Raw genomic sequence first — 22,603 nt, 5'->3', positions numbered from 1 at the left:
CTCCCGTCGCCGTCCCGCCCGGCGTGGTCCGGACGGGACGGCGACCGGCTCAGTTCCCGTCCTCCAGGTCGCCCTCGACCTCCAGGTACGCCTGCCGCAGCGCGTCCATCAGCTCCGGGTCGGGCTTGCCCCACAGGCCCCGGTCGGCGGCCTCGGTGAGCCGCTCGACGATGCCGCGCAGCGCCCACGGGTTCGACCGGCGCAGGAAGCGCTGGTTCTCCTCGTCCAGCACGTAGCTCTGGGCGAGCTGCTCGTACATCCAGTCGGTGACCACCCCGGCGGTCGCGTCGTAGCCGAAGAGGTAGTCGACGGTCGCGGCCATCTCGAACGCGCCCTTGTAGCCGTGCCGGCGCATCGCCGCCATCCAGCGCGGGTTCACCACCCGGGCCCGGAACACCCGGGCGGTCTCCTCGGTCAGCGACCGGGTCCGCACCGCGTCGGGCGTGGTGCTGTCGCCGATGTACGCCCGGGGCGCCTGCCCGGTCAGCGCCCGTACCGTGGCGATCATGCCGCCGTGGTACTGGAAGTAGTCGTCGGAGTCGGCGATGTCGTGCTCGCGGGTGTCGGTGTTCTTCGCCGCCACCGCGATCCGCCGGTACGCCGACTCCATGTCCTGCCGGGCCGGGCGGCCCTCCAGGCCACGACCGTAGGCGAAGCCACCCCAGACGGTGTACACCTCGGCCAGGTCGGCGTCGTCCCGCCAGTTCCCGCTGTCGATCAGCGGCAGCAGACCGGCACCGTACGCGCCCGGCTGGGAGCCGAAGATCCGGGTGGTGGCCCGCCGCTCGTCACCGTGCTCACCGAGGTCGGCGCGGGCGTGCGCGGCGAGGTAGTTCTCCTCGTCCGGCTCGTCGAGCGCCGCCACCGCCCGGATCGCGTCGTCGAGCAGGAGCACCACGTGCGGGAAGGCGTCCCGGAAGAACCCGCTGATCCGCACCGTCACGTCGATGCGCGGGCGGCCCAGGTCGGCGAGGGGAACGACCTCGAAGCCGGTGACCCGGCGGGACATCTCGTCCCAGGTCGGCTGCACGCCGATCAGCGCCAGCACCTCGGCGATGTCGTCGCCGGCGGTACGCATCGCCGAGGTGCCCCAGACGGAGAGCCCCACCGAGCGCGGCCACTCGCCGGTGTCGCTGCGGTACCGCTCGGCCAGCGAGGTCGCCATCGCCTGCCCGGTCTCCCAGGCCAGGCGGCTCGGGATCGCCTTCGGGTCGACGGTGTAGAAGTTCCGTCCGGTCGGCAGCACGTTGACCAGTCCGCGCAGCGGGGAGCCGCTCGGCCCGGCCGGGACGTACCCGCCGTCGAGGGCGTGCAGCACCGCGTCCAGTTCGCCGGTGGTGCCGGCCAGGCGGGGCGCGACCTCGGTCGCGGCGAAGGTCAGTACCGTCCGGACGGCCTCCGCCTGCGGCGCGTCGTCGCCGAGCACCTCGGCGCAGACTCCGGCCACGGCCTCCGGGGCCCAGCCGTGCTCCTCCATCCCCTCGGCGAGCCGCCGGGCGAGGGCCTCGACCCGGTCCACCTCGGTGGTCTGCTCGGCGGTCGTCTCGTCCAGCCCGAGCGCGGTCCGCAGCCCCGGCACCGCGCCGACCTGCCCGCCGAAGACCTGCCGGGCGCGCAGGATGGCCAGGATCAGGTTGACCCGCGCCTCGCCGGTCGGCGCCGCTCCGAGCACGTGCAGGCCGTCGCGGATCTGCGCGTCCTTGATCTCGCAGAGCCAGCCGTCGACGTGCAGCAGGAACTCGTCGAACTCGGCGTCGTGCGGGCGCTGGTCCAGCCCGAGGTCGTGGTCGAGACGGGCGGCCTGGATGAGCGTCCAGATCTGCTGGCGGATCGCCGGCAGCTTCGCCGGGTCCATGGTGGAGATGTTGGCGTACTCGTCGAGCAGCTGCTCCAGCCGGGCGATGTCGCCGTAGCTCTCCGCCCGCGCCATCGGCGGGACCAGGTGGTCGACGATGGTGGCGTGCGCCCGGCGCTTGGCCTGCGCGCCCTCACCCGGGTCGTTGACCAGGAACGGGTAGATCAGCGGCAGCTCACCGAGGACGGCGTCCGGACCGCACGAGGCGGACAGGCCGATGTTCTTGCCGGGCAGCCACTCCAGCGACCCGTGCTTGCCCAGGTGCACCACGGCGTGCGCGCCGAACTCCTCGTCCAGCCAGCGGTAGGCGGCCAGGTAGTGGTGCGTCGGCGGGAGGTCCGGGTCGTGGTAGATGGCCACCGGGTTCTCCCCGAACCCGCGCGGCGGCTGGATCATCAGCAGCATGTTCCCGGCGCGCAGACCGGCCAGGACGATGTCGCCGTCGGGGTTGGCCGACCGGTCGACGAACAGCTCACCCGGGGCCGGACCCCAGTGCTCGGTCATCGCCTCCCGCAGGTCCTCCGGCAGCGCGTCGAACCAGCGACGGTAGGTGGCCGCCGGAACCCGCACCGGGTTGCCGGCCAGCTTCTCCTCGGTGAGCCACTCCGGGTCCTGCCCGCCGGCGGCGATCAGGGCGTGGATGAAGCGGTCGCCGTCGGCGTCGTCGCCGTCCCCACCGGGGACGAGGCCGGGCAGCGCCTCCGGGCCGTCGACCGGCCCGACGTCGTACCCACGGTCGCGCAGCTCCCGCAGCAGGCGGACCGCGCTGGCCGGGGTGTCCAGGCCGACCGCGTTGCCGACCCGGGCGTGCTTGGTCGGGTACGCCGAGAGCACCACCGCGATCCGCCGCTGCGCCGGCGGGACGTGGCGCAGCCGGGCGTGCCGTACGGCGATGCCGGCCACCCGCCGGGCCCGCTCCGGGTCGGGCACGTAGTGCGGCAGCCCGTCGGCGTCGGTCTCCTTGAACGAGAAGGGCACGGTGATCAGCCGACCGTCGAACTCCGGCACGGCGACCTGCGTGGCGGCGTCCAGCGGGCTCAGCCCGTCGTCGCTCTCGGCCCACGTCTGTCGGTCGCTGGTCAGCGCGAGCGCCTGGATGATCGGCACGTCCAGCGCGGCCAGCGCGCCCACGTCCCAGGCGTCGTCGTCCCCACCGGCGGACACCTCCGCCGGCCGGGTGCCACCGGCGGCGAGCACCGTGACCAGCAGCGCGTCTGCCCGGCCGAGAGTGCTCAGCAGGTCGGCGTCGGCGGTACGCAGACTCGCGCAGTACACCGGCAGCGGCACCCCACCGGCGTCCTCGATCGCCGCGCAGAGCCCCTCGACGAACGCGGTGTTGCCGCTGAGCTGGTGCGCCCGGTAGTAGAGGACCGCGACGGTCGGCCCGTCGACCTCGCGGGCGTCCCGCGCCAGCACCCCCCAGGTGGGCTGCTCGGCCGGCGGCGCGAAGCCCTGCCCGGTCAGCAGCACCGTGTCGCCGAGGAAGGCGTGCAGCTCGCGGAGATTGTCCGGTCCGCCCTGGGCGAGGTAGGCGTGCGCCTCGGTGGCGATGCCCTGCGGCACCGTGGAACGGGCCATCAGGTCCGCGTCGGGCAGCGCCTCACCGCCGAGCGCCACCACCGGGACGTCCCCGGCGAGCAGGGTGTCCAGCCCCTGCTGCCACATCCGGTAACCGCCGAGGATCCGGACCACCACCAGGTCGACGCCGTCGAGCAGCGCGGTCAGCTCGGCCGGGTCGTCGCCGAGCCGGGCCGGGTTGGCCAGCCGGTAGTCCACCGCGCTGGCCCGTGCGCTCAGCAGGTCGGTGTCCGAGGTGGACAAGAGCAGGATCGAGACGCCAGACATGGCTGACTCCTCCCCGGGTCCGCGCCCGTGGTCGTCGGTCGCGGCCAGCCGAAGTGTCTGGCTCCCGGGCCGGCGGTGACGCCGATCCGGTGACAGTGGCGGGACCGCCCCGGACTCGCACCGGGTTCCTCCGCGCCGACCGCGTGATGCTGATCTCGGCGCGGATCCGCGCCCAGTGCCACGACTCTACGATGACGAGGTGCCTGATGTCTCCTCCCCGTCCCGTCGTCCCGCCGACGACCGGTGCCCGGGAGCGCTCCGCGCCCACCAGGCCGCCGACGGAGCACTGGTCCGCGTCCGGATACCGGGCGGCCGGATCACCCCCGCCCAGCTGCGGTGTCTGTCCACGGTGACCCGCCGTGACGGCGACGGCACGCTGGAGTTGACCTCCCGGGGCAACGTGCAGGTGCGCGGCATCACCGACCCGGACGGCGTCGACCGGATCGCGTCGGCGTTGGCCGGGGTGGGCCTGCTGCCCAGCGCCACCCACGAGCGGGTCCGCAACATCGTCGCCTCGCCGCTGAGCGGCCTGGACGCCGCCGGCCGCGCCGACGTACGCCCGCTGGTGGGCGCGGTGGACGCCGCGCTCTGTGCCGCCGCCGACCTCGCCGGGCTCAGCGGCCGGTTCCTGATCGCCCTCGACGACGGCCGGGGCGACGTCACCGGTCTCGGCGCGGACCTCTGCTGGACGGCCGGCACCGGCGCGTTGCTGGTCGACGGCCGGGACGTCGGCCTGCGGGTCACCGTCGACGTGCCCGCCGCGCTGGTCGCCGCCGCCCGGGTGTTCCACCGGCTCTGCGCCGGACGTACCGGGTTGTGGCGGATCGCCGACCTGCCGGACGCGCCGGCCGCGATCACCGCCGCGCTGGGCGGCCCGCACGCCCCGCCGGTGGCGCCACCGCACGGCGCGCCGCCTGCGGTCGGTGTCCACCCCGACGGCTTCGCCGTCGTCGCCGCCCCGCTCGGCCGGCTCACCGCCGACCAGGCCGACACGCTCGCCGTCGCCGCCGACGACACCGCGCTGGTGGTCACCCCGTGGCGCACCGTGGTCGTCGGGTCCGCCCAACCCACGGCGGTGTCCACGCTGGCCGCCGCCGGGCTCGTCGTCGACCCGGCCTCGCCGTGGGTCGGGGTGACCTCCTGCACCGGCCGTCCGGGTTGCGAGAAGGCCCTGGCCGACGTCCGCGCCGACGCCACCGCCGCCCTCGCCGCCGCCGGTCCCCGTTCCCTGGAGGCGTTGCCGTTGCACTGGGCCGGCTGCGACCGGTGCTGTGGACGACCGGCGGGGCCGGTGGCCCTGGCGGTGGCCACCGGCTCGGGATACCGTGTCGCGGGCCCGGCAGGGGAACACCACGGGCCGATCGGCGTCCGACTGGCACAGGCACGGGGAGCACAGTGAGCTACGACTACGTCCGCGAGGGTGCCGAGATCTACCGGCGCTCCTTCGCCACCATCCGGGCCGAGGCCGACCTGTCCCGACTGCCCGGTGACGTCGCGCAGGTCGTCGTCCGGATGATCCACGCCTGCGGCATGGTCGATCTCGTCGACGACGTGGCGGCCCACCCGGACGTGGTCTCCGCCGGCCGGGCCGCCCTGGCAGCCGGCGCGCCGATCCTCTGCGACGCGGCCATGGTCGCCGCCGGGGTCACCCGCGCCCGGCTGCCCGTCGACAACGACGTGGTCTGCACCCTGCGGGACCCGGCGGTCCCAGAGCTGGCGAAGCGGCTCGGCACCACCCGCAGCGCCGCCGCCATGGAGCTGTGGCGGGACCGGCTCGACGGCGCGGTCGTCGCCATCGGCAATGCCCCGACCTCGCTGTTCCGGCTGCTGGAGATGATCGACGAGGGCGCGCCCCGGCCCGCCGCGATCATCGGGGTGCCGGTCGGCTTCATCGGCGCCGTCGAGTCCAAACAGGCCCTCGCGGCGCACCCGGCGGGTATCCCGTACCTGGTCGTGCACGGTCGCCGGGGCGGCAGCGCGGTCACCGCCGCCGCTGTCAACGGCATCGCTAACGAGGTGGAGTAGACGTGTCCACAACCGGAAAGCTCTACGGCGTCGGTGTCGGCCCCGGTGACCCCGAGCTGCTGACCGTCAAGGCGGCCCGGCTGATCGCCGAGGCCGACGTGGTCGCCTACTACTCCGCCCGGCACGGCCGCAGCATCGCCCGGTCGATCGCCGAGGGCCTGCTGCGCGAGCACCACGTGGAGGAACCGCTGGTCTACCCGGTGACCACGGAGGACACCGACGACCCGGGCGGCTACGAGGGCGTCATCCGGCAGTTCTACGACGACAGCGCCGAGCGGCTCGCCGTCCATCTCGCCGCCGGGCGGACCGTCGTGGTCCTCTGCGCCGGTGACCCGATGTTCTACGGCTCCTACATGTACCTGCACGAGCGCCTCGCCCACCGGTTCCCGGCCGAGGTGGTGCCCGGCGTGACCTCGGTCAGCGCCGCGTCGGCCGTCCTCGGCCGGCCCCTGGTGGAACGGGACGAGGTGCTGACCATCCTGCCCGGCACCCTGCCCGCCGAGGAGTTGTCCCGCCGTCTCGCCGACACCGACGCCGCCGCCGTGCTCAAGCTCGGCCGGACCTTCGACAACGTCCGTGCCGCCCTCGACGACGCCGGCCGCCTGCCGGAGACCTGGTACGTCGAGCGCGCCACCTCGTCCCGGAGCCGGCACGCCCCGCTGGCGGACGTCCCCGCCGACGAGGTGCCGTACTTCTCGCTGGCGATGCTGCCCAGCCCCACCAGCGCGGCGGCCCGCGACGATCTGCCCGCCCCGGCCCCGACCACCGGTCGGGGTGAGGTCACCGTGATCGGCCTCGGCCCGGCCGGCCCCCGCTGGCTCACCCCGGAGGTGGCCCGGGCGCTGCGCGAGGCCGAACACCTCGTCGGCTACGGCCCGTACGTCGACCGGGTGCCGGTCCGCCCCGGGCAGCAGCGGCACACCTCCGGCAACCAGGTCGAGACCGAACGGGCCGCCCACGCCCTGGAGTTGGCGCTCGACGGCGCCCGGGTGGTGGTCGTCTCCTCCGGCGACCCGGGCGTCTTTGCGATGGCCAGCGCGGTCTACGAGGTGGCCACCGGCCAGCCCCGGTTCGCCGGGGTGCCGGTGCGGGTGCTGCCCGGACTCACCGCCGCCCAGGCCGCCGCGAGCCGCATCGGCGCGCCGCTCGGCCACGACTTCGCGGTGATGTCGCTCTCCGACCGGCTCAAGCCGTGGCCGGTGATCGAGTCCCGCCTCGCCGCCGCCTCGGCGGCGGACCTGGTGCTCGCCCTCTACAACCCGGCCTCGGCGAGCCGCCGCTGGCAGGTGGGCGCGGCCAAGGACGTCCTGCTGCGGCACCGCGACCCGAAGACCCCGGTGGTCGTCGCGCGGGACGTGGGCCGTCCGGGCGAGGCGATCACCGTGGTGTCGCTGGGCGACCTCGACCCGGAGACGGTCGACATGAAGTGCCTGCTGATCATCGGCTCGTCCACCACCCAGGTCAGCACCCGGGGGGACGACTCGGTGGTGGTCTGGACGCCCCGCACCTACCCGGCCTGACGCGCCGACCCGGCCCGGGTGGACGCCCCTCGGCGTCCACCCGGGCCGCGCTTCATGCTTCCGCCCGCGCAGGTGGTCGCCGAGAAGCAGCACACGTCGTCATCCGTTACCGCACGGGGCTGCGGCGGCTCAGATGTACGACACGCCGAGCGGATCACACCTCAGCCAGCCACGAAGCCTCGGTCACCCAACCGGCAGGTGCCGGTCCAGCCAGCGCACGGCGTCGTCGACGGTGGTCACCGTCGCGGGCGGGGTGGCCGGCGCGGGTCGGTCGATCATCAGCACCGGCAGGTCGAGCCGACGGGCGGCGGTCAGCTTCGCCTCGGTGAGCGCGCCGCCGCTGTCCTTGGTGACCACCACGTCGATGCGGTGCTCGCGGATCAGATCGGTCTCCCCGTCCACCGTGTAGGGGCCACGACTGCGCAGCAGCCGTACGTGCGCCGGCACCGGCTCGTCCGGGGCGTCCACCACCCGGGCGAGGAACCACAGGTCGGCCAGGGGAGCGAACGCGGCCAGGCTCTGCCGGCCGGTGGTCAGCAGCACCCGCCGCCCCAACGAGGGCAGTGCCGCGACGGCGGCGGGCAGGTCCGGCACCCGGTGCCAGCGGTCGCCCGGCTGCGCCGTCCAGCCGGGACGCTCCAGCCGCAGGTGGGGCACGCCCGCCGTGGCGGCCGCCTCGATGCCGGAGACCCGCATCCGGGCCGCGTACGGGTGGGTGGCGTCGACCACCGCGTGGATCCGGTGCTCGGCCAGCCAGGCGGCCAGGCCGGCCGGGCCGCCGAAACCGCCGATGCGCACCTCACCGACCGGCAGCCGGGGATCGGCCACCCGTCCGGCCAGCGAGGAGACGACCGCGACGTCCGGCCGGGCGACGACCGCCGCCGCGAGAGCGCGGGCCTCGGCCGTACCGCCGAGGACGAGCAGCCGCCACCTCGGGACACGTCGCGCTGCACCTCGGTCGGGGGCTGTCGGTTCGGGATCATGGTCGAGGGTCATCCGGCATCTTCCTCGGTGGTCGCGAGCAGGGCCGCCAGGTCGGCGGCGGAGCGGGGGCGGGCCCCGGACAGGTGGGGCAACCGGTCGATCAGCCGGTGCACCAGGGGCGCCCAGGCGGGCGTCAGCCGCGCCGCCGCGAGCAGCTCCGGGTCGGCCAGCGCCTCGGTGGTCGGCACCCGGCGCACCCCGCCGTCGGCCACGACCACCACCTCGTCCGCCCACCGGAACGCGAGGTCGACGTCGTGGGTGGAGACCAGGATGGTGGTGCCGGCGGCGTGCAGGTCGTCGAGGGTACGCAGCAACGCCTCCACGCCCGCCGGATCGAGTCCGGCGGTCGGCTCGTCGAGGATCAGCAGCTCCGGCCGGAGCGCCACCGCCCCGGCGATGGCGACCCGCTTGCGTTGGCCGTACGACAGCAGGTGGGTGGGACGGTCGGCCAGCGCGGTGACCTGCAACGCGGCCAGCGCCTCGTCGCAGCGTTGCCGCACCTGCGCGGGGTCCAGGCCGAGGTTCACCGGCCCGAACGAGACGTCCTGGCGGACGCTGGCGGAGAACAACTGGTCGTCGGGGTCCTGGAGCACCAGCTGCACCCGCTGCCGCAGCGCCAGCAGGCCCGACCGGGTGCGTCGCACCGGCGTGCCGGCCACCTCGATCCGCCCGGCGTCCGGGGCGAGCGCGCCGACCGCGAGTCGGAACAGGGTGGTCTTCCCGCCGCCGTTGGGTCCCACCACGGCCAGCCGCTGACCGGGCAGGACGGTCAGGTCGACGCCGGTGAGCACGGGTTGGCGGGGCTGGTAGGCGAAGTCCACGCCGGACATCCGCAGCAGCGGTCCGGTCACCGCCACAGCCCACCGGAAACGGCCGTCAGGGTCACGATCGACGCCAGCAGCGCGACGGACGCGCCCACGAAGGCCGGGGAGAGCCGCCGGACCTCCACCTGCACCGCCAGTGAACCGGTGTAGCCGCGTACCGCCAGTCCCTCCTCCAGGCGGCGGGCCCGGGTGAAGGCCCGGACGAAGATCGCCCCCGCCTGCCCGGCCAGCGACCGGTACGCCGTGCGCCAGGTCCGGTACCCCAACCGCGCCGCCTGCGCCTCCCGTACCGTGCGCACGCTGTCGACCAGCAGGAACAGCATCCGGTACGTCAGCGCGGCGACCTCGGTCACCGCCGCCGGGACCCCGAGCCGGACCAGCCTCGGCAGGACGTCGGACAGGGGAGTGGTGGCGCTGAACAGCAGCAGGCACAGCAGGGCCGCCGCCGCGCGGCCGGTCGTGGTGGCCGCCGTCCCGACCCCGGCCGGGTTCCAGCCCAGCCGGGTCGGGGAGTGCACGGAGACCAGCAGCGGCACCGCGGAGGTGGCGATGAACAGCGCCGGCACCCGGGCCGCCCGCAGCAGCAGCGGCACCGGCACCCGGGCCGGGCCGACCAGCAGCAGCGCGGCGGCGGCGCCCGCCAACGCGGCGCCCGGCCAGGTCGGCAGGGCCACCGCGCACACCAGCAGGCCGAGCGCCAGCAGCGCCTTCTCGCCCGGGTGCCGTCCCCGCCAGGGACCGGTGTGCGCGGCGACGTCGAGGGCGAACACTAGCCGTTGGCGGCGTCGGCGTCGCGCATCCGCTGCCGGGTGCGGGCGACCCCGAAGTAGTAGCCGAGGAACCCGGCGCCCACCGCCGCCTGGAGGGCGAACAGGCCCGACTCGATCTCGCCGGAGGGCGGCTCGTAGATGGAGGAGAACCACGGTTCGTAGTCCGGGTGGTCGGCGACGATCGTCTCCTCGGCCTGGGCGTCCGCCCCGGTGAACGGCTCCTCGGCCGAACCGCCGAGCCCGAGCACCAGCGGAGCCACCGCCAGGGCGACCACCGCCAGCAGCAGGAGCAGGTTGACCCGTCCGAAGCGCTTCACGCCGCTACCTCCTGGGGCTTGCGCAGCACGCCGAGGCGCCGCAGCTCGTCTCCGCTGACCCGGGTGAGCAGTCGCACCACCAGCACCGACAGCAGCCCTTCGCTGATCGCCAGGGGGATCTGGGTGACGGCGAAGATGCCACCGAACTTGACCACCGCGCCGAGGAAACCGGACGCCGGGTCGGGGAACGCCAGGGCGAGCTGCACGCTGGTGACGCAGTAGGTGGCCAGCCCGCCCAGCGCGGCGGCCAGGAACACCGCCACGTCCAGGCTGCCGCCGAGGCGGCGGGCCAGCAGGTAGACGCCGTAGGCCACCCAGGGGCCGACGATCGCCATCGAGAAGATGTTGGCGCCCAGCGTGCTCAGCCCGCCGTGGGCCAGCAGGACCGCCTGGAACAGCAGCACGATGCCGCCGAGGACGCTCATCACCGGTGGTCGGAACAGCACCGCGCCGAGGCCGGTGCCGGTGGGGTGGGAGCAGGACCCGGTCACCGACGGGATCTTCAGGGCCGAGAGCGCGAAGGTGAAGGCGCCGGCAGCTCCCAGCAACAACTTGGACTCAGGGTCCTGACGGACCTGCCGGACGAGCGCCCGGCTGCCGTGGACGACGAAGGGTGCGGACACCGCGAACCACGCCGCTGCCTGCACCGGGGGTAGGTACCCCTCGGCGATGTGCATCGAAGACCTTCCTCTCCAACACCTCGTGGACGAGATCACACCGTCAAGGCCGGTCTCCTGGCTCCCGGATCGACGCTTCCTCCGGCCTTCCCAGGCCGTCGGCCTAGTGGCGCAAGTCGGAGGTCACTCCCCGGTCACAGTGGCGAGGGCCGCGCCGGTCTTCCACCGGCTTCCCGAGCACCTTGACGGCGAGAGGCTATCGACCGGCGACCGGCGGGGCAAGAGCGGTGATCCACCTGCGGCGGGCTGCCGACGTCGTCGGTGGCCGGTGGTGGTCCCGAGGCGCAGGTCAGCCAGAGGGTCGGCGATGTGATGACCATCCTCCGGGCTGCTATTGCAACCTCTTGGCAACTACGCAAGGATCGCTTCGCGGTCGGCTCGCGGCCGCGCCACGTCGTCGACCCAAGGAAAGAGGGACCCTGTGCGGTCTGCGCGGATGGTGGCTCTGCTCGCCGCCGGTCTGGTCGCCCTGTCCGCCTGCTCGGCCCCGACGGACACCCCCGCCGGCGACGGCGGCGACCGGCTCGTGGTGGCGACGGCGGGCGAGCCGGACACGCTCAACCCGGTGCTGAACTACGGCGTCGACGGCGGCTCGCTGATCTTCGACGGCCTGGTCGCCCGCGACGACCGTAACCAGCTCGTGCCGGCCCTGGCCCGGGAGCTGCCGACCGTGTCGGCCGACGGGCGGACGGTCACGGCGAAGCTCCGCGACGGGGTGGTCTTCCACGACGGCAGCCCGCTGACCGCGCAGGACGTGGTCTTCACCTACCAGGCGGTACTGGACCCGAAGGTCGACTCGACGCTCCGTTCCGACCTGGACATGCTCGCCGCCGTCGCCGCGCCCGACCCGTCGACCGTGGTCTTCACCCTCGAGTACGCCTACGCGCCGTTCCTCCAGCGCCTCGCGCTGGGCATCGTCCCGGCGAAGGCCCTGGCCGGGCAGGACGTCAACAAGGCCGCCTTCAACCGCAAGCCGGTGGGCACCGGCCCGTACCGGGTGACCTCCTGGACCCCGGGCGACCGCCTGGTGCTCGCCGCCAACGAGCGGTACTGGGGCGGCAGGCCGGCCAACTCCGGCGTGGTGGTGGCGTTCGTCCCCGACGACAACGTCCGTGCCCAGCGGATGCGGGCCGGCGAGTTCGACGTCGCCGAGCTGGCCCCGAGGCTGGCGTCCGGGTTCGACGGGCGGTCCGGCTACCGGGTGGAGAAGGTCCCCACCGCCGACTACCGGGGCGTGATGCTGCCGATGGGCGGGCCGGTCACCGGAGACCCGGCCGTACGGAAGGCGTTGCACGCGGCCGTCGACCGGTCGGCGATGGTGGCCGGCGTCCTCGGCGGGGCGGGGGAGCCGGCGTTCGGGCCGATCCCGCCGACGTCGGAGTTCGCCGAGCCGTCCATCGTCGGTAAGCCGGCCGCCGACCCGGCCGCCGCCACCGCCGCGCTGGACGCGGCCGGTTGGAAACCGGGTCCGGACGGCGTCCGGGTCAAGGACGGCCGCCCGGCCGCGTTCTCCCTCATGTACCCGGCCACCGACAGCCTCCGCAAGGAACTCGCCCTCGCGGTCACCGCCGACGCCCGGAAGGTCGGCATCAAGATCACTCCCGAGGGGCTGACCTGGGACGCGATCACCCCCCGGATGAAGACCGACGGGCTGGTCATGGGCTTCGGCACGCCGTACGACCCGGACTTCGTCTCGTTCAAGCTGTTCACCTCGACCTTCGCCGGCCAGGGCTTCTTCAACCCCGGCTCGTACCGTTCCGCCGTGGTCGACCAGGCGCTACGGGACGCCCGGGCCAACGCCGACCCGGCCGCCCGCAAGGCCGCGTACGCGACGTTCCAGAAGCAGCTCGCCACCGACCTGCCCTGGGTCTTCCTGACCTACCTCCAGCACACCTACGTGGTCCGCGACGCCGTCGAGGGTGTCGCGCCGCGGGTCGAGCCGCACGAGCACGACGTGGCCAACAGCCTCTGGTGGAACATCCACACCTGGACGAAGACCCCGTGACCCCGCCGGTTCCGGTGAAGGTCCCGGCCGGTCGGCGTACCCGTCGGCTGGCCGGGGCCGGTAAGGTCGTCCGTCGCCGGTTGCTGGTCGCGGTGCCGATCCTCTCGGCCACCAGCGTCGGCATGTTCGCCCTCGGCGCGGCCTCGCCGATCGACCCCGCGCAGCAGTACGCCGGGGCCGCCGCGTTCACCACCAGCGAGGAGAACCTCGCCCAGATCCGGGCCAACTGGGGCGTCGACGACCCGCTGCCGGTGCAGTACGCCCGCTGGGTGGGCAACCTGCTCCAGGGCGACCTCGGCTGGTCGACCAGCCGGCACGAGCCGGTCGCCTCGGTGCTCGCGGCCCGCGCCGGCTGGACCCTGCTGCTGGTCGGCCTCGCCCTCGCCCTGGTCCTGGTGGCGAGCCTCCTGCTGGGCACCCTCGCCGCCTACCGGCGCGGCGGATGGTTCGACCGGTCCCTGCGCGCCACCGCGTACGCCGTGCAGTCGATGCCGGTGTTCTGGATCGGGCTGGCCGCCATCGCCGTGTTCGCGCTCACCCTCGGCTGGCTGCCCGCCGGTGGCCTCACCGACGTCGCCGCCACCGGCACCGACCCCGCCGACGTGGCCCACCACCTGGTCCTGCCGGTGACGGTGCTGGCCCTGTCCCAGGCCCCGTGGTTCGTGCTGTTCATCCGGGACGCGGTCGCCGACAGCCTCCGCGACGACCACGTGCTGGCGGCCCGGGCCCGGGGACTGTCCGGCCGGACGGTGCTCTTCGGCCACGCGCTGCGTACCGCGCTGCTGCCGTTCCTCACCCTGGTCGGCACCCACCTGCCGGAGATCGTCGGCGGGGCCGTCCTGGTGGAGACCGTGTTCTCCCTGCCCGGCCTGGGCGCGGTCACCGTGCAGGCGGCCCTGGGCAGCGACTTCCCCCTGCTGGCCGCGATCACCCTGACCACCACCGTCGTGGTGCTGACCGCGAACCTGGCCACCGACCTCGCCTACGCCGCCGCCGACCCCCGGGTGCGCCTCGATGACTGACCTTGCGTCACGGATCCGCGCCCGCGGAGTCCGGCGACCGGGACGCGCCGGAAGCGCCGGACGTGCCGGACGCGGCGGCGTGCTCGTCGCCGCCGCCGTGCTGACCGTCGCGGTCGTCGCCTGCCTGCTCGCCCCCGTCGTCTGGCCGCTGGACGAGAGCGCGGTGGACCTGTCCCGCACCCGGCTCGCCCCGTCGCCCGCGCACCCGGCCGGCACCGACGACCTGGGCCGGGACGTGCTGCACCGCAGTCTCTACGGGCTGCGCGTCTCGCTGCTCGTCGGCGCGGTCGCCGCGCTGGTCGCCGCCGTCATCGGCGGTCTCGTCGGCGCGGTCGCCGGCAGCCTGGGCGGCTGGGTCGACCGGGTGCTGATGCGCGTCGTCGACACCATCGCCGCGCTGCCGCACCTGCTGCTGGGCATCTTCATCGTGGCGATGCTGCGGCCCAGCCTCGGCGCGGTGATCCTCTCCATCGGGCTGACGCACTGGCTCTCCACCGCCCGGATCGTCCGCTCCGAGTTGCTGAGCCTGCGGAACCGGCCGTTCATCGACGCCGCCGTCGCCGGCGGCGCCAGTCGGGCCCGGGTGCTCACCCGGCACCTGCTCCCGCACGTGCTGCCCCGCCTGGCGCTGGCGACCACGCTGATGGTGCCGCACGCCGTCTGGCACGAGACCGCCCTGTCCTTCCTCGGACTCGGCCTGCCCCCGCACCTGGCCTCCCTCGGCAACATGATCAACGACGGGCAGCGGTCCCTGCTCACCGGCGCCTGGTGGGCCAGCCTCGTCCCCGGGCTGCTCCTGGTCGTCGTCACGCTGGCCCTGGCCGTCCTCACCGGCCGCTGGCGGGACCGCCTCGACCCCCGCGTACGAGCGGAGCTCCAGCTGTGACCGCCACCCGCGACACCACCGCCCCCGCCGCGACCGGCGTCCACGCCGACCGTCCCGCCCTGCTGGAGGTGGACGGGCTGACCGTCCGGTTCCGGCTCCGCGACGCCGTGGTGCACGCCGTCACCGACCTGAGCCTGACCGTCCGGCCGGGCGAGCTGCTCGCCGTGGTGGGGGAGTCCGGGTGTGGCAAGTCCGTGCTCGCCCACGCCCTGCTGGGCCTGCTGCCCGGCAACGCGACGGTCACCGGGCGGGCCCTGCTGCGTCCGCCCGGCGGGGAGTCGGTCGACCTGGTCGGCTGCACCGAGCGCCGCCTCGCCCGGACCGTGCGCGGCCGGGCCGTCGGCCTCGTGCCGCAGAGCCCGGCCACCGCGCTCACCCCGGTCCGCACCGGGCGGCACCTGCTGGCGGAGACGCTGCGCGCGCACGGTCACACCCGGCGCGACGCGCCGGCCGCCGCCGAACGGGTCGCCGCCGACGTCGGCCTGCTCCCCGCCGACCTCGACCGCTACCCGCACGAACTCTCCGGTGGCATGGCCCAACGCCTGGCCACCGCGCTCGCGCTCGCCCCCGACCCGCCGTTGCTGCTGGCCGACGAACCCACCACCGGCCTCGACCGCCCCCTGGTCGACCACACCCTCGACCTGCTGCGCCGCCGCTGCGACACCGGCGCGGCGGTGCTGCTCATCACCCACGACCTGGCCGCCGCCCGCCGGGTCGCCGACACCGTGGCGGTCATGTACGCCAGCCGCATCGTCGAGCACCGGCCCACCGAGGCGATCTTCGCCGCGCCCGCCCATCCCTACACCGCCGGCCTGCTCGACGCCCTGCCCGACCGCGCCTTCCGCCCCGTGCCCGGCCACCCGCCGATGCTCACCGACCTTCCCGCCGGCTGCGCGTTCGCGCCGCGCTGCGGCCGGGCCAGCGACGTCTGCGCCACCCCGCCCGCCGTCGGCGCGGCGTCCGGCTCCGGCCAGGTCGCCTGCCACCACCCGCTGACCGCCGGAGCCACCGCATGACCCCCACCGGGCTCGCCGCCTGTCAGGTCGGCGTCTCCTACGGCCGCCAACGCGTCCTCGACCGGGTCGACCTGCACGTCGCCCCCGGCGAGACGGTCGGACTGCGCGGTCCGTCCGGCAGCGGCAAGTCCACCCTGGCCCGGGTCCTCGCCCTGCTGCACGCGCCCGACGCCGGGCACGTCACCCTCGACGGTCGACCCGTCGCCGGGGCCCGGCACCGGTTGCCCGCCGCCGTGCGTACCCGGGTCGCGGTCCTGTTCCAGAGCCCGCGCGCCGCGACGGACCCCCGGCTGAGTCTCACCGACATCATCGCCGAGCCGCTGCGGGCCACCGGCACCCCGCCCGAGCAGGCCCGGGCCCGGGCGGTCGAACTGGCCGACCTGGTCGGGCTCACGCCGGACCTGCTCACCCGACGCCCGCACGCGGTCAGCGACGGGCAGCTGCAACGGGCCTGCCTCGCCCGTGCCCTGGTGCACCGGCCGGGCTATCTGCTCTGCGACGAGGCCACCGCGATGCTCGACGCCTCCACCCAGGCCCACCTGGCCGCCGTCATCACCGACCACCAGCGTCAGCACGGCACGGGCGTCCTGGTCATCACCCACGACCCGGCCCTGATGGACCGCTGGGCCACCCGCGTGGTCGACCTGCCCGCCCCGGACGGAGCCTGACCGACCGGAAGCGCGGGTCGATGTATTTTTCCCGGCGCTCCCGACTCCTTACCGGTAGTCAGCCTTCCAGGGAAGGAGCGCCATGAGGAGCATCCAGCTGTTGGCGACCAGCGTCGTCGCGGTGGTGGCCGCGTCGATGGTGGTCGCGCCGGCGTACGCGGCGGATCCGTCCGCCGACACGGGACGCGACGAGACCCAGGCGGCGGTCCTCGCCTACAAGACCGTGTACCCGACGATCTCGGACGCCGCCGCCAAGGTCGCGGCCAGCCAGCAGGAGACCCGCAAGCAACTGCACGAGCAGTTGGCCAAGGAGTCCCAGACGTACGGCGGGGGCCACTTCGACCCGCTGTCCGGGATCACCCACGTGGCCCTGACCACCCAGGAGGGCGCGGACCGTGCCGCCGAGGCGGGACGGGCGCTCGGGCTCACCGTCCAGGCCCGGGTGGTCGAGCGCAGCTACGACGAGTTGGAACGGCTCGCCGACACGGTACGCGCCGGCACCGACCAGCTCGCCGTCCTGGCCAAGGGACGGGTGGGCGTCGAGGTCAGCAGCAACACGGTCACCGTCGCCCTGACCGCGCAGGAGGAGGCCAGCCTCCCCAAGGGCGCGGTGCCGAGCTGGGTGACCATCGAGCCGGCCAGCACCGACGCCGTCGAGGAGGACGTCTGCACGTCGCGGGCCAACTGCAACGACAGCCTGCGGGCCGGACTGGTGATCCGCCGTTCCGGCGGTGGCTGCTCGCTGGGCTTCACCGCCCGCAGCGGCGGCGTGCGCTGGGCGCTCACCGCCGGCCACTGTGGCGGTGGCACGGTGACCAACTGGTCCACCGCCGGTACGCCGATCGGCCCGATGCACCCGGTCAACGCGATCAACTCGGGTCCGGTCGACGCCGGGGCCATCCAGGTCACCAACGCCGGGTACGCGGCGGACACCCTCGGCCGGATCGCCATCTCCGGCTCGTCCTGGGTGCCGGTCAAGGGCCGGGCGCACACCATGTCGTTCATCTGGGTCGGCGACGTGGTCTGCGTCTCCGCCCGGTACGCGGCGCCCACCACGTCCGGCAACCCGTGCGGTGTGGTCACCAAGACCAGCGACGCGGCCGTACGGGGCCTGACCAGGTACGAGGGCTACGACCCGTGCCCCGGCGACAGCGGGGGCGGGGTCTACTGGCTCACGTCGTCCGGCAAGCGGTACGCGTTCGGCCTGCACAGCCGCAGCACGTCGGGATGCAACGCGTCGCCGCGGAAGGCCTGGTTCAGCGCGCTGCCGAGGTTCTGGCCCGGCCTGGCCTACGACCTGGCCTGACGCGCACGGACGCCGGACCAGCCGGGGCGGAGGTCAGGGCCGACCTGATCCCCGCCCCGGCGGCGACCCGGTCCGGTCCCGCCGGACCGGGTCCGCCGTCGCGCGCCACCGCCTCCGCGCTCCTCCCGGTCCCGCCGGGCCCGGCGGCCAGGTCGGCCTCGATCGCCGCGCGCAACGCCGCCGGGTGCCGCCGACGAGGTCAGCGGCCGGCGACGTCGACCACCACGGCCTTGGGCTCGGTGAAGAAGTCCCGGCTGAACAGCCCGCCCTCCCGCCCCACGCCGGAGGTGCCGACGCCGCCGAAGGGGGCCCGCAGGTCCCGGACGAAGAAGCAGTTGACCCAGACGGTGCCGGCGCGCAGCCGCGCGGCGACCCGGTGGGCGCGGGACAGGTCGGTGGTGCACACCGTGGCGCTGAGGCCGAAGGGCGTGTCGTTGGCGACACCGACGGCCTCCTCCTCGTGGTCGAACGGCGTGACCGTGGCCACCGGCCCGAAGACCTCCTGGTTCTGCACCGGGGCGTCCCGGGGCACGTCGGTGAGCACGGCGGGCCGGACGAGCCAGCCGGAGTCCTCCCCGCCGTACACCCGGCACCCGTCCGCCCGGGCCCGGGTCAGGTGGTCGCTGACCTTGCGGTGGTGTTCGGCGGAGGCGAGCGGTCCGATCTCGGTGGCCGGGTCGCCGGGATCGCCGGCGGTCATCGCCCGGCCGGCGGCGTGCAGCCGCTCGACGAACTCCCCGTACACCGCGCGTTCCACGAAGATCCGACTGCCCGAGAGGCACATCTGGCCGGCGTTGCCGAAGGCCCCCTCGGCGGCCGTCCGTACCGCGACGTCCAGGTCGGCGTCCGCGAAGACCAGCGCGGGGTTCTTCCCGCCCAGTTCGAGGCTGACCGGGACGAGGCCACGGGCGGCGGCGGTGGAGACCGCCCGCCCGGTGGCCGACTCGCCGGTGAAGGTGATCCGGTCGATGCCCGGATGTTCGGTGAGCGCCTGGCCGGCGCCGTCGGGCCCGTAGCCGTGCACGATGTTGAGCACCCCGGGCGGTATCCCGGCCTCCAGGGCCAGCCGGGCGAGGACCGTCGCCGACGCCGGGCTCTGCTCGGCGGGCTTGAGCACCACCGTGTTTCCCCAGGCCAGGGCCGGCGCGATCTTCCAGGAGGCGAGCATCAGCGGGAGGTTCCACGGTGCGATCGCGGCGACCACACCGGCCGGCTCGTGGCGGGTGTAGGCGTGGTGGCCGTGGTCGGAGGGAAGCGCCTCGGCCGGGGTGAGCCGGGCGTGGTCGGCGAAGAACCGGAAGTTCGCCGCCGCCCGGGGGACGTCCCGGGCGAGGGCCTGGCTGACCGGTCGTCCCATGTCGGTGGTGTCGGTGCGGGCGAGCAGGTCGCCGTTGGCGACGACCAGGTCGGCCAGGCGGTGCAGCAGCCGACCACGCTCGGTGTGCCCCATCCGGGGCCAGGGGCCCTGGTCGGCCGCGACCCGGGCCGCGCGTACGGCCCGGTCGACGTCGGCGTGGCCGCCGAGGGCGACCTCGGTCCAGGGCGCGCGGGTCCACGGGTCCACCGACTCGAAGCGGTCGCCCCGGACGGACTCGACCAGCTCCCCGTCGATGACGTGCGCGACGAACGCGGCTGCCACGATGTCTCCTTCCGTCGGTGTACGCGGTGGTGGTCGGTGTTCAGCTTTCGGCCCGGTGGCCGGGGATCCTGCCGCCCGAACCGACGCCGCCCCCGAGCGCAGCGGACCGGCCGTCGCCGGCCGTCGCCGGCCGGTCGATCGCCGCGAGCAGCGTGGACTCCTCCGCCGCGTCGAGGAAGTGCCCGCCGGGCAGCGTGGTGAGGTCGAACGTCGAGTCGGTGTGCGCCTGCCACCGGGCCGCCGCCTCGCTCGTCACCAGCGGGTCGCGTCGGCCGTGGAAGGCGTGGACCGGCACCGGCAGGGCGGGCCGGGCGGTCCACCGGTAGGTCTCGGCGACCTCCAGGTCGGCGCGGAGGGTGGGCAGCAGCAGCCGCAGGAGGTCCCGGTTGGCCAGCAGGGCCGGCGGGGTGCCGCCGAGTTCGGCGGCCCGGTCGATCAGCGCGTCGTCGGGCAGGCGGTGCAGGAGATGACCGGCCCGGCGGCCGACGTCCGGCGCCTCGGCGCCGGAGACGACCAGGCGGTCCGGCAGCCGCGCGCCCGACGCGCGGAGGTGCTGGAGCAGTTCGTAGCCGACCAGCGCGCCGAGACTGTGTCCGTAGAGCACGTACCGGTCGTCGAGCAGGGGGCGCAGCGCCGTGGCGAGGTCGGTCACGAGCGGCCCGATCCGCGTGTACGGGGGCTCGGCGTAGCGGGCCTCCCGGCCCGGTGGCCGGACCAGCGTCACCTCCATCCCGGTGAGCCGTCCGGCCCAGTGCGCGTAGCCGGCCGGTCCGCCACCGGCGTGCGGCAGACAGATCAGCCGGACCGGCGCGTCGGGCCGGGCCAGCGGGATCTGCCACCAGCGGTTCCCGGTCATGGCGTCCGGTCGGCGAGGATGACGCCGCCGGCGATGACCTCGGCCGGGTCGACCTCGACGATCCACGCGCGCACCGCCTCGCGGGGGGTGCCGATGCTGGCGGTGACCGCGTCGGCCAGGGCGGCGAGCAGGTCCCGCTTCTGCTGCGCGGTCCGGCCGGCGGCCATGGTGACCTGGATGAACGGCATCGGTGACCTCCGGTCGTCAGGGTTCGATCGCGACGGTGAGGGTGCGGCCGCCGCCGTGCACCACCAGCGAGCCGGCGCGGGCCGGCACCGAGGCGGCGGGTGAACCGAGCAGCACCCGGCTGCCGGCGGACAGGCCACCGACCTGCCCGGCCAGCCAGGCGAGCTGCGGCGCGGGCGGGGCCAGTTCGGCCAGGTCGCCCTCGGCCAGCGTGGTGCCGTCCAGGGTGAGCCGCAGGGACCCCGTACGGTCGTCGACGGGGTCGTCGGCCAGGACCGCCGCGCCGCCGGAGGAGTTGTCGGCGACCACCTCGGCGGCGCAGAACCGGTAGTCCCGCCAGGCGCTGTCCAGGACGTCGAGGGCCAGCACCAGGTGGCTGACCGCGTCCCCGGCCTGTGCCGGCGACGCTCCAGCCGGGATGTCCGCGCCGAGCACGGCCGCCAGCTCCGGTTCGACCCGGGGTTGGAGGAACTCGGCCAACCGGATTCCGCCGGTGCGCAGCCGGGACGCGGGAACCCGTCCGTAGACGGGTTCGGTCAGCCCCATCTGCCGCTGCTTGGCGGGACTGAGCAGGCCGAGCTTCCACGCCACGGGTGTGCCGAACAGGTCGGCCTGGATCCGGTAGGCGTCGGCCAGCGGCACCGCACCGAACCGGTTGCCGACCGTGGGCCGGTGGTCGGCGCGGGCGGCGCGGACCGCCTCGCGCAGGGCGGCGACGTCCCCGGTGGCCACCTCAGGCGCCCTTCCGGGCCAGCATGAGCAGGCTGCCGGGCATCCGGGGGTGGACCGCGCGCACCAGGTCGAAACCGCCGGCGGCGAAGGTCTCCCGCCAACCGGACTCGTCCATCAGCCGCTGCCGCATCATCGCGTGCACCAGCGTGAACTCGGGGTTGAACAGGTGACCGCCGGCAGGTCGGGCCGGGTCGGGCGAGACCTCGGCGACCAGCAGGTGTGCGCCGTCGGGCAGCCGGCCGGCCAGGTCCCGCAGGTACCCGACCAGCGCCGGACGGCCGTCGGCGAGGATCTCGTGCAGCAGGAAGAACGCGATGACCAGGTCGCTGTGGGCCAGCTCCGGGACGCCGTCGAGGGATCCGGCGTCGGCGCACCGGACCGTGACCCGGTCGCCGACACCGGCCGCGTCGATCTCGCGCCGGGCCTCGGCGCAGGCGTCGGCGTTCACGTCGAGGCCGAGTCCGCCGGCATCCGCCGCCCGGCAGACCGACAGCAGGAACCGCGCGTTGCCGCAACCGAGGTCGACGACGTGGTCGACGCGGACGCCGGCCAGCAGCTCCCGGGCCGGCGGGACGAGGTCCCGCGCGCCGACGAGCGCCGAGCCGACGGCGACCCCGCGCCCGTCCCGACCGGTGTCGCCGCCGTAGCGGAGCGCGCCGGTGAGGAGGTCCCCCACGGATCGCAGCGGGACGCCGTAGCCTCCGCAGAGCCAGACCAGGTAGCCGATGTCCGCGCGGACCGCCTCGGCGAGCGGGGTCAGCTCGTACCGGCCGTCGCGGCGGTGCAGCATGCCCCGTTCGGTGAGATAGCGCAGCAGTTCGGTGGCGAGCAGTTCCTCGCCGTCGGCGGCGAGGCCGTCCCAGCCGCCGTCGCGGACGAGAACGTCCAACGCGCCCGTGGTCTCCAACGACGACAGGACGGCGCACAACGCGAAACCCTGGAACACGTCGAACGCGGGACGGTCGTGCGAGGTTGACGTGGGTGTCAGGTTACTCAGGACCATTATCGGCCTCCGGAAAAATCGGTTGCGGCCTGTTGGCACGGTGTGGCTGTCGCTGTTGCGACCAAGGTCCGACGCTATCACCGTAATCAATTGGTCGACAATCTCGTGCCACTGAACGCCGCGTCGGATCCCATTAAACCCGCCCGGTGTCCACGGCTGGCTGTCCGGGCGGCTGGCGCGGTGCGCGGAAGTGAGGAGGCAGTGCAATTCGAGGGAGGGCGCCGGGCGGCGACCGGCACGACAAACCCCCGCTGCATGATCGGCCGCCGCGGGGGATTTGTGCTGGTAATAGGGGATATAGGTTGTCCGGGCGACGATGGTCCGGGCTCGCCGGGGCAGGGAGTGGCGGGGTGGCTTAACGAAAGTTCAACAGACCATTCAGTAAAGGTGAATATCAATGTGTTACGGAATCGTACCAGTGGGTTAGGTGAAAGTCAATGCTGTTTTCGTGCCGAATCTGCGTGTAC

20 protein-coding genes and 2 riboswitches are annotated in these 22,603 nt (G+C 74.5%); of the genes, 9 read left to right on the top strand and 11 right to left on the bottom strand.

From position 1 onward, the window contains the following. Nucleotides 1-49: 49 nt before the first annotated feature. Nucleotides 50-3,700: a cobaltochelatase subunit CobN gene (gene cobN / locus QSK20_RS10340; RefSeq protein ID WP_285788371.1), complete on the bottom strand. Its 3,651-nt coding sequence runs from the start codon at nucleotides 3,698-3,700 to the stop codon at nucleotides 50-52. 52 nt (nucleotides 3,701-3,752) lie between these two features. Continuing rightward, nucleotides 3,753-3,830: riboswitch (cobalamin riboswitch) on the bottom strand. 69 nt (nucleotides 3,831-3,899) lie between these two features. Between cobN and QSK20_RS10335 the strand changes: the two genes are divergently transcribed. Genes QSK20_RS10335 through QSK20_RS10325 form a run of 3 tightly spaced genes read left to right on the top strand, consistent with a single transcriptional unit; the run spans nucleotide 3,900 to nucleotide 7,245 of the window. Next, nucleotides 3,900-5,099, top strand: coding sequence for a ferredoxin-like domain-containing protein (locus QSK20_RS10335; RefSeq protein ID WP_285788370.1), 1,200 nt, complete (start codon nucleotides 3,900-3,902; stop codon nucleotides 5,097-5,099). Continuing rightward, on the top strand, nucleotides 5,096-5,725 hold the full coding sequence (locus tag QSK20_RS10330) for a precorrin-8X methylmutase (RefSeq protein ID WP_285788369.1): 630 nt from the start codon (nucleotides 5,096-5,098) through the stop codon (nucleotides 5,723-5,725). The genes QSK20_RS10335 and QSK20_RS10330 overlap by 4 nt, the downstream gene beginning before the upstream one ends. 2 nt (nucleotides 5,726-5,727) lie before the next feature. After that, nucleotides 5,728-7,245 carry a precorrin-2 C(20)-methyltransferase gene (locus tag QSK20_RS10325; RefSeq protein ID WP_285788368.1) on the top strand — a complete coding sequence of 506 codons (1,518 nt, stop codon included), beginning with the start codon at nucleotides 5,728-5,730 and terminating at the stop codon, nucleotides 7,243-7,245. A 183-nt stretch (nucleotides 7,246-7,428) separates the two neighbouring features. On the opposite strand, the gene QSK20_RS10320 is transcribed toward QSK20_RS10325, so the two are convergent. Genes QSK20_RS10320 through QSK20_RS10300 form a run of 5 tightly spaced genes read right to left on the bottom strand, consistent with a single transcriptional unit; the run spans nucleotide 7,429 to nucleotide 10,817 of the window. After that, complete coding sequence (locus QSK20_RS10320) at nucleotides 7,429-8,241, bottom strand: cobalt-precorrin-6A reductase (protein ID WP_285788367.1); 813 nt, start codon at nucleotides 8,239-8,241, stop codon at nucleotides 7,429-7,431. Then, nucleotides 8,238-9,059 (bottom strand): energy-coupling factor ABC transporter ATP-binding protein, encoded by an 822-nt coding sequence (locus QSK20_RS10315; RefSeq protein ID WP_285788409.1) that lies wholly within the window; start codon nucleotides 9,057-9,059, stop codon nucleotides 8,238-8,240. The genes QSK20_RS10320 and QSK20_RS10315 overlap by 4 nt, the downstream gene beginning before the upstream one ends. Before the next feature lie 17 nt (nucleotides 9,060-9,076). Then, nucleotides 9,077-9,823 carry a cobalt ECF transporter T component CbiQ gene (gene cbiQ / locus QSK20_RS10310; protein WP_285788366.1) on the bottom strand — a complete coding sequence of 249 codons (747 nt, stop codon included), beginning with the start codon at nucleotides 9,821-9,823 and terminating at the stop codon, nucleotides 9,077-9,079. Further along, complete coding sequence (locus QSK20_RS10305) at nucleotides 9,823-10,140, bottom strand: energy-coupling factor ABC transporter substrate-binding protein (RefSeq protein ID WP_285788365.1); 318 nt, start codon at nucleotides 10,138-10,140, stop codon at nucleotides 9,823-9,825. The genes cbiQ and QSK20_RS10305 overlap by 1 nt, the downstream gene beginning before the upstream one ends. Next, nucleotides 10,137-10,817 carry an energy-coupling factor ABC transporter permease gene (locus tag QSK20_RS10300; RefSeq protein ID WP_285788364.1) on the bottom strand — a complete coding sequence of 227 codons (681 nt, stop codon included), beginning with the start codon at nucleotides 10,815-10,817 and terminating at the stop codon, nucleotides 10,137-10,139. The genes QSK20_RS10305 and QSK20_RS10300 overlap by 4 nt, the downstream gene beginning before the upstream one ends. Nucleotides 10,818-10,847: 30 nt before the next feature. After that, nucleotides 10,848-11,017, bottom strand: a riboswitch (cobalamin riboswitch). A gap of 221 nt (nucleotides 11,018-11,238) precedes the next feature. Between QSK20_RS10300 and QSK20_RS10295 the strand changes: the two genes are divergently transcribed. The 6 genes from QSK20_RS10295 (at nucleotide 11,239) to QSK20_RS10270 (ending at nucleotide 17,720) form a co-directional block, all read left to right on the top strand. Further along, nucleotides 11,239-12,822: an ABC transporter substrate-binding protein gene (locus tag QSK20_RS10295; RefSeq protein WP_285788363.1), complete on the top strand. Its 1,584-nt coding sequence runs from the start codon at nucleotides 11,239-11,241 to the stop codon at nucleotides 12,820-12,822. Then, nucleotides 12,819-13,844, top strand: a complete 1,026-nt coding sequence (locus QSK20_RS10290; RefSeq protein WP_285788362.1) for an ABC transporter permease — start codon at nucleotides 12,819-12,821, stop codon at nucleotides 13,842-13,844. The genes QSK20_RS10295 and QSK20_RS10290 overlap by 4 nt, the downstream gene beginning before the upstream one ends. After that, nucleotides 13,837-14,730 carry an ABC transporter permease gene (locus tag QSK20_RS10285; protein WP_285788361.1) on the top strand — a complete coding sequence of 298 codons (894 nt, stop codon included), beginning with the start codon at nucleotides 13,837-13,839 and terminating at the stop codon, nucleotides 14,728-14,730. The genes QSK20_RS10290 and QSK20_RS10285 overlap by 8 nt, the downstream gene beginning before the upstream one ends. After that, nucleotides 14,727-15,746 (top strand): ABC transporter ATP-binding protein, encoded by a 1,020-nt coding sequence (locus tag QSK20_RS10280; RefSeq protein ID WP_285788360.1) that lies wholly within the window; start codon nucleotides 14,727-14,729, stop codon nucleotides 15,744-15,746. The genes QSK20_RS10285 and QSK20_RS10280 overlap by 4 nt, the downstream gene beginning before the upstream one ends. Continuing rightward, complete coding sequence (locus QSK20_RS10275; RefSeq protein ID WP_285788359.1) at nucleotides 15,743-16,414, top strand: ABC transporter ATP-binding protein; 672 nt, start codon at nucleotides 15,743-15,745, stop codon at nucleotides 16,412-16,414. The genes QSK20_RS10280 and QSK20_RS10275 overlap by 4 nt, the downstream gene beginning before the upstream one ends. Before the next feature lie 82 nt (nucleotides 16,415-16,496). Beyond that, the gene (locus QSK20_RS10270) at nucleotides 16,497-17,720 is read left to right on the top strand and encodes a hypothetical protein (protein WP_285788358.1); all 1,224 of its coding nucleotides are present in this window, start codon (nucleotides 16,497-16,499) and stop codon (nucleotides 17,718-17,720) included. Nucleotides 17,721-17,919: 199 nt separating this feature from the next. On the opposite strand, the gene QSK20_RS10265 is transcribed toward QSK20_RS10270, so the two are convergent. From QSK20_RS10265 to QSK20_RS10245, 5 genes are read right to left on the bottom strand one after another with little or no spacing between them, the layout of a single operon-like run. Continuing rightward, nucleotides 17,920-19,359 (bottom strand): aldehyde dehydrogenase, encoded by a 1,440-nt coding sequence (locus QSK20_RS10265; protein WP_285788357.1) that lies wholly within the window; start codon nucleotides 19,357-19,359, stop codon nucleotides 17,920-17,922. 40 nt (nucleotides 19,360-19,399) lie between these two features. Further along, nucleotides 19,400-20,215, bottom strand: a complete 816-nt coding sequence (locus tag QSK20_RS10260; RefSeq protein ID WP_285788356.1) for a thioesterase II family protein — start codon at nucleotides 20,213-20,215, stop codon at nucleotides 19,400-19,402. After that, on the bottom strand, nucleotides 20,212-20,403 hold the full coding sequence (locus QSK20_RS10255) for a tautomerase family protein (RefSeq protein WP_352232286.1): 192 nt from the start codon (nucleotides 20,401-20,403) through the stop codon (nucleotides 20,212-20,214). Before QSK20_RS10255 ends, QSK20_RS10260 begins: the two co-directional genes overlap by 4 nt. Nucleotides 20,404-20,419: 16 nt before the next feature. Beyond that, nucleotides 20,420-21,133, bottom strand: coding sequence for a 2-keto-4-pentenoate hydratase (locus QSK20_RS10250; RefSeq protein WP_285788355.1), 714 nt, complete (start codon nucleotides 21,131-21,133; stop codon nucleotides 20,420-20,422). A 1-nt stretch (nucleotide 21,134) separates the two neighbouring features. Next, nucleotides 21,135-22,136 (bottom strand): SAM-dependent methyltransferase, encoded by a 1,002-nt coding sequence (locus tag QSK20_RS10245; protein WP_285788354.1) that lies wholly within the window; start codon nucleotides 22,134-22,136, stop codon nucleotides 21,135-21,137. Nucleotides 22,137-22,603: the final 467 nt, after the last annotated feature.

The organism is Micromonospora sp. NBRC 101691, from assembly GCF_030269285.1.
Lineage (GTDB): Bacteria > Actinomycetota > Actinomycetes > Mycobacteriales > Micromonosporaceae > Micromonospora > Micromonospora echinospora.
The sequence above is the reverse complement of the archived record's forward strand: the minus strand, read 5'-3'. Positions and strand labels throughout refer to the sequence as shown.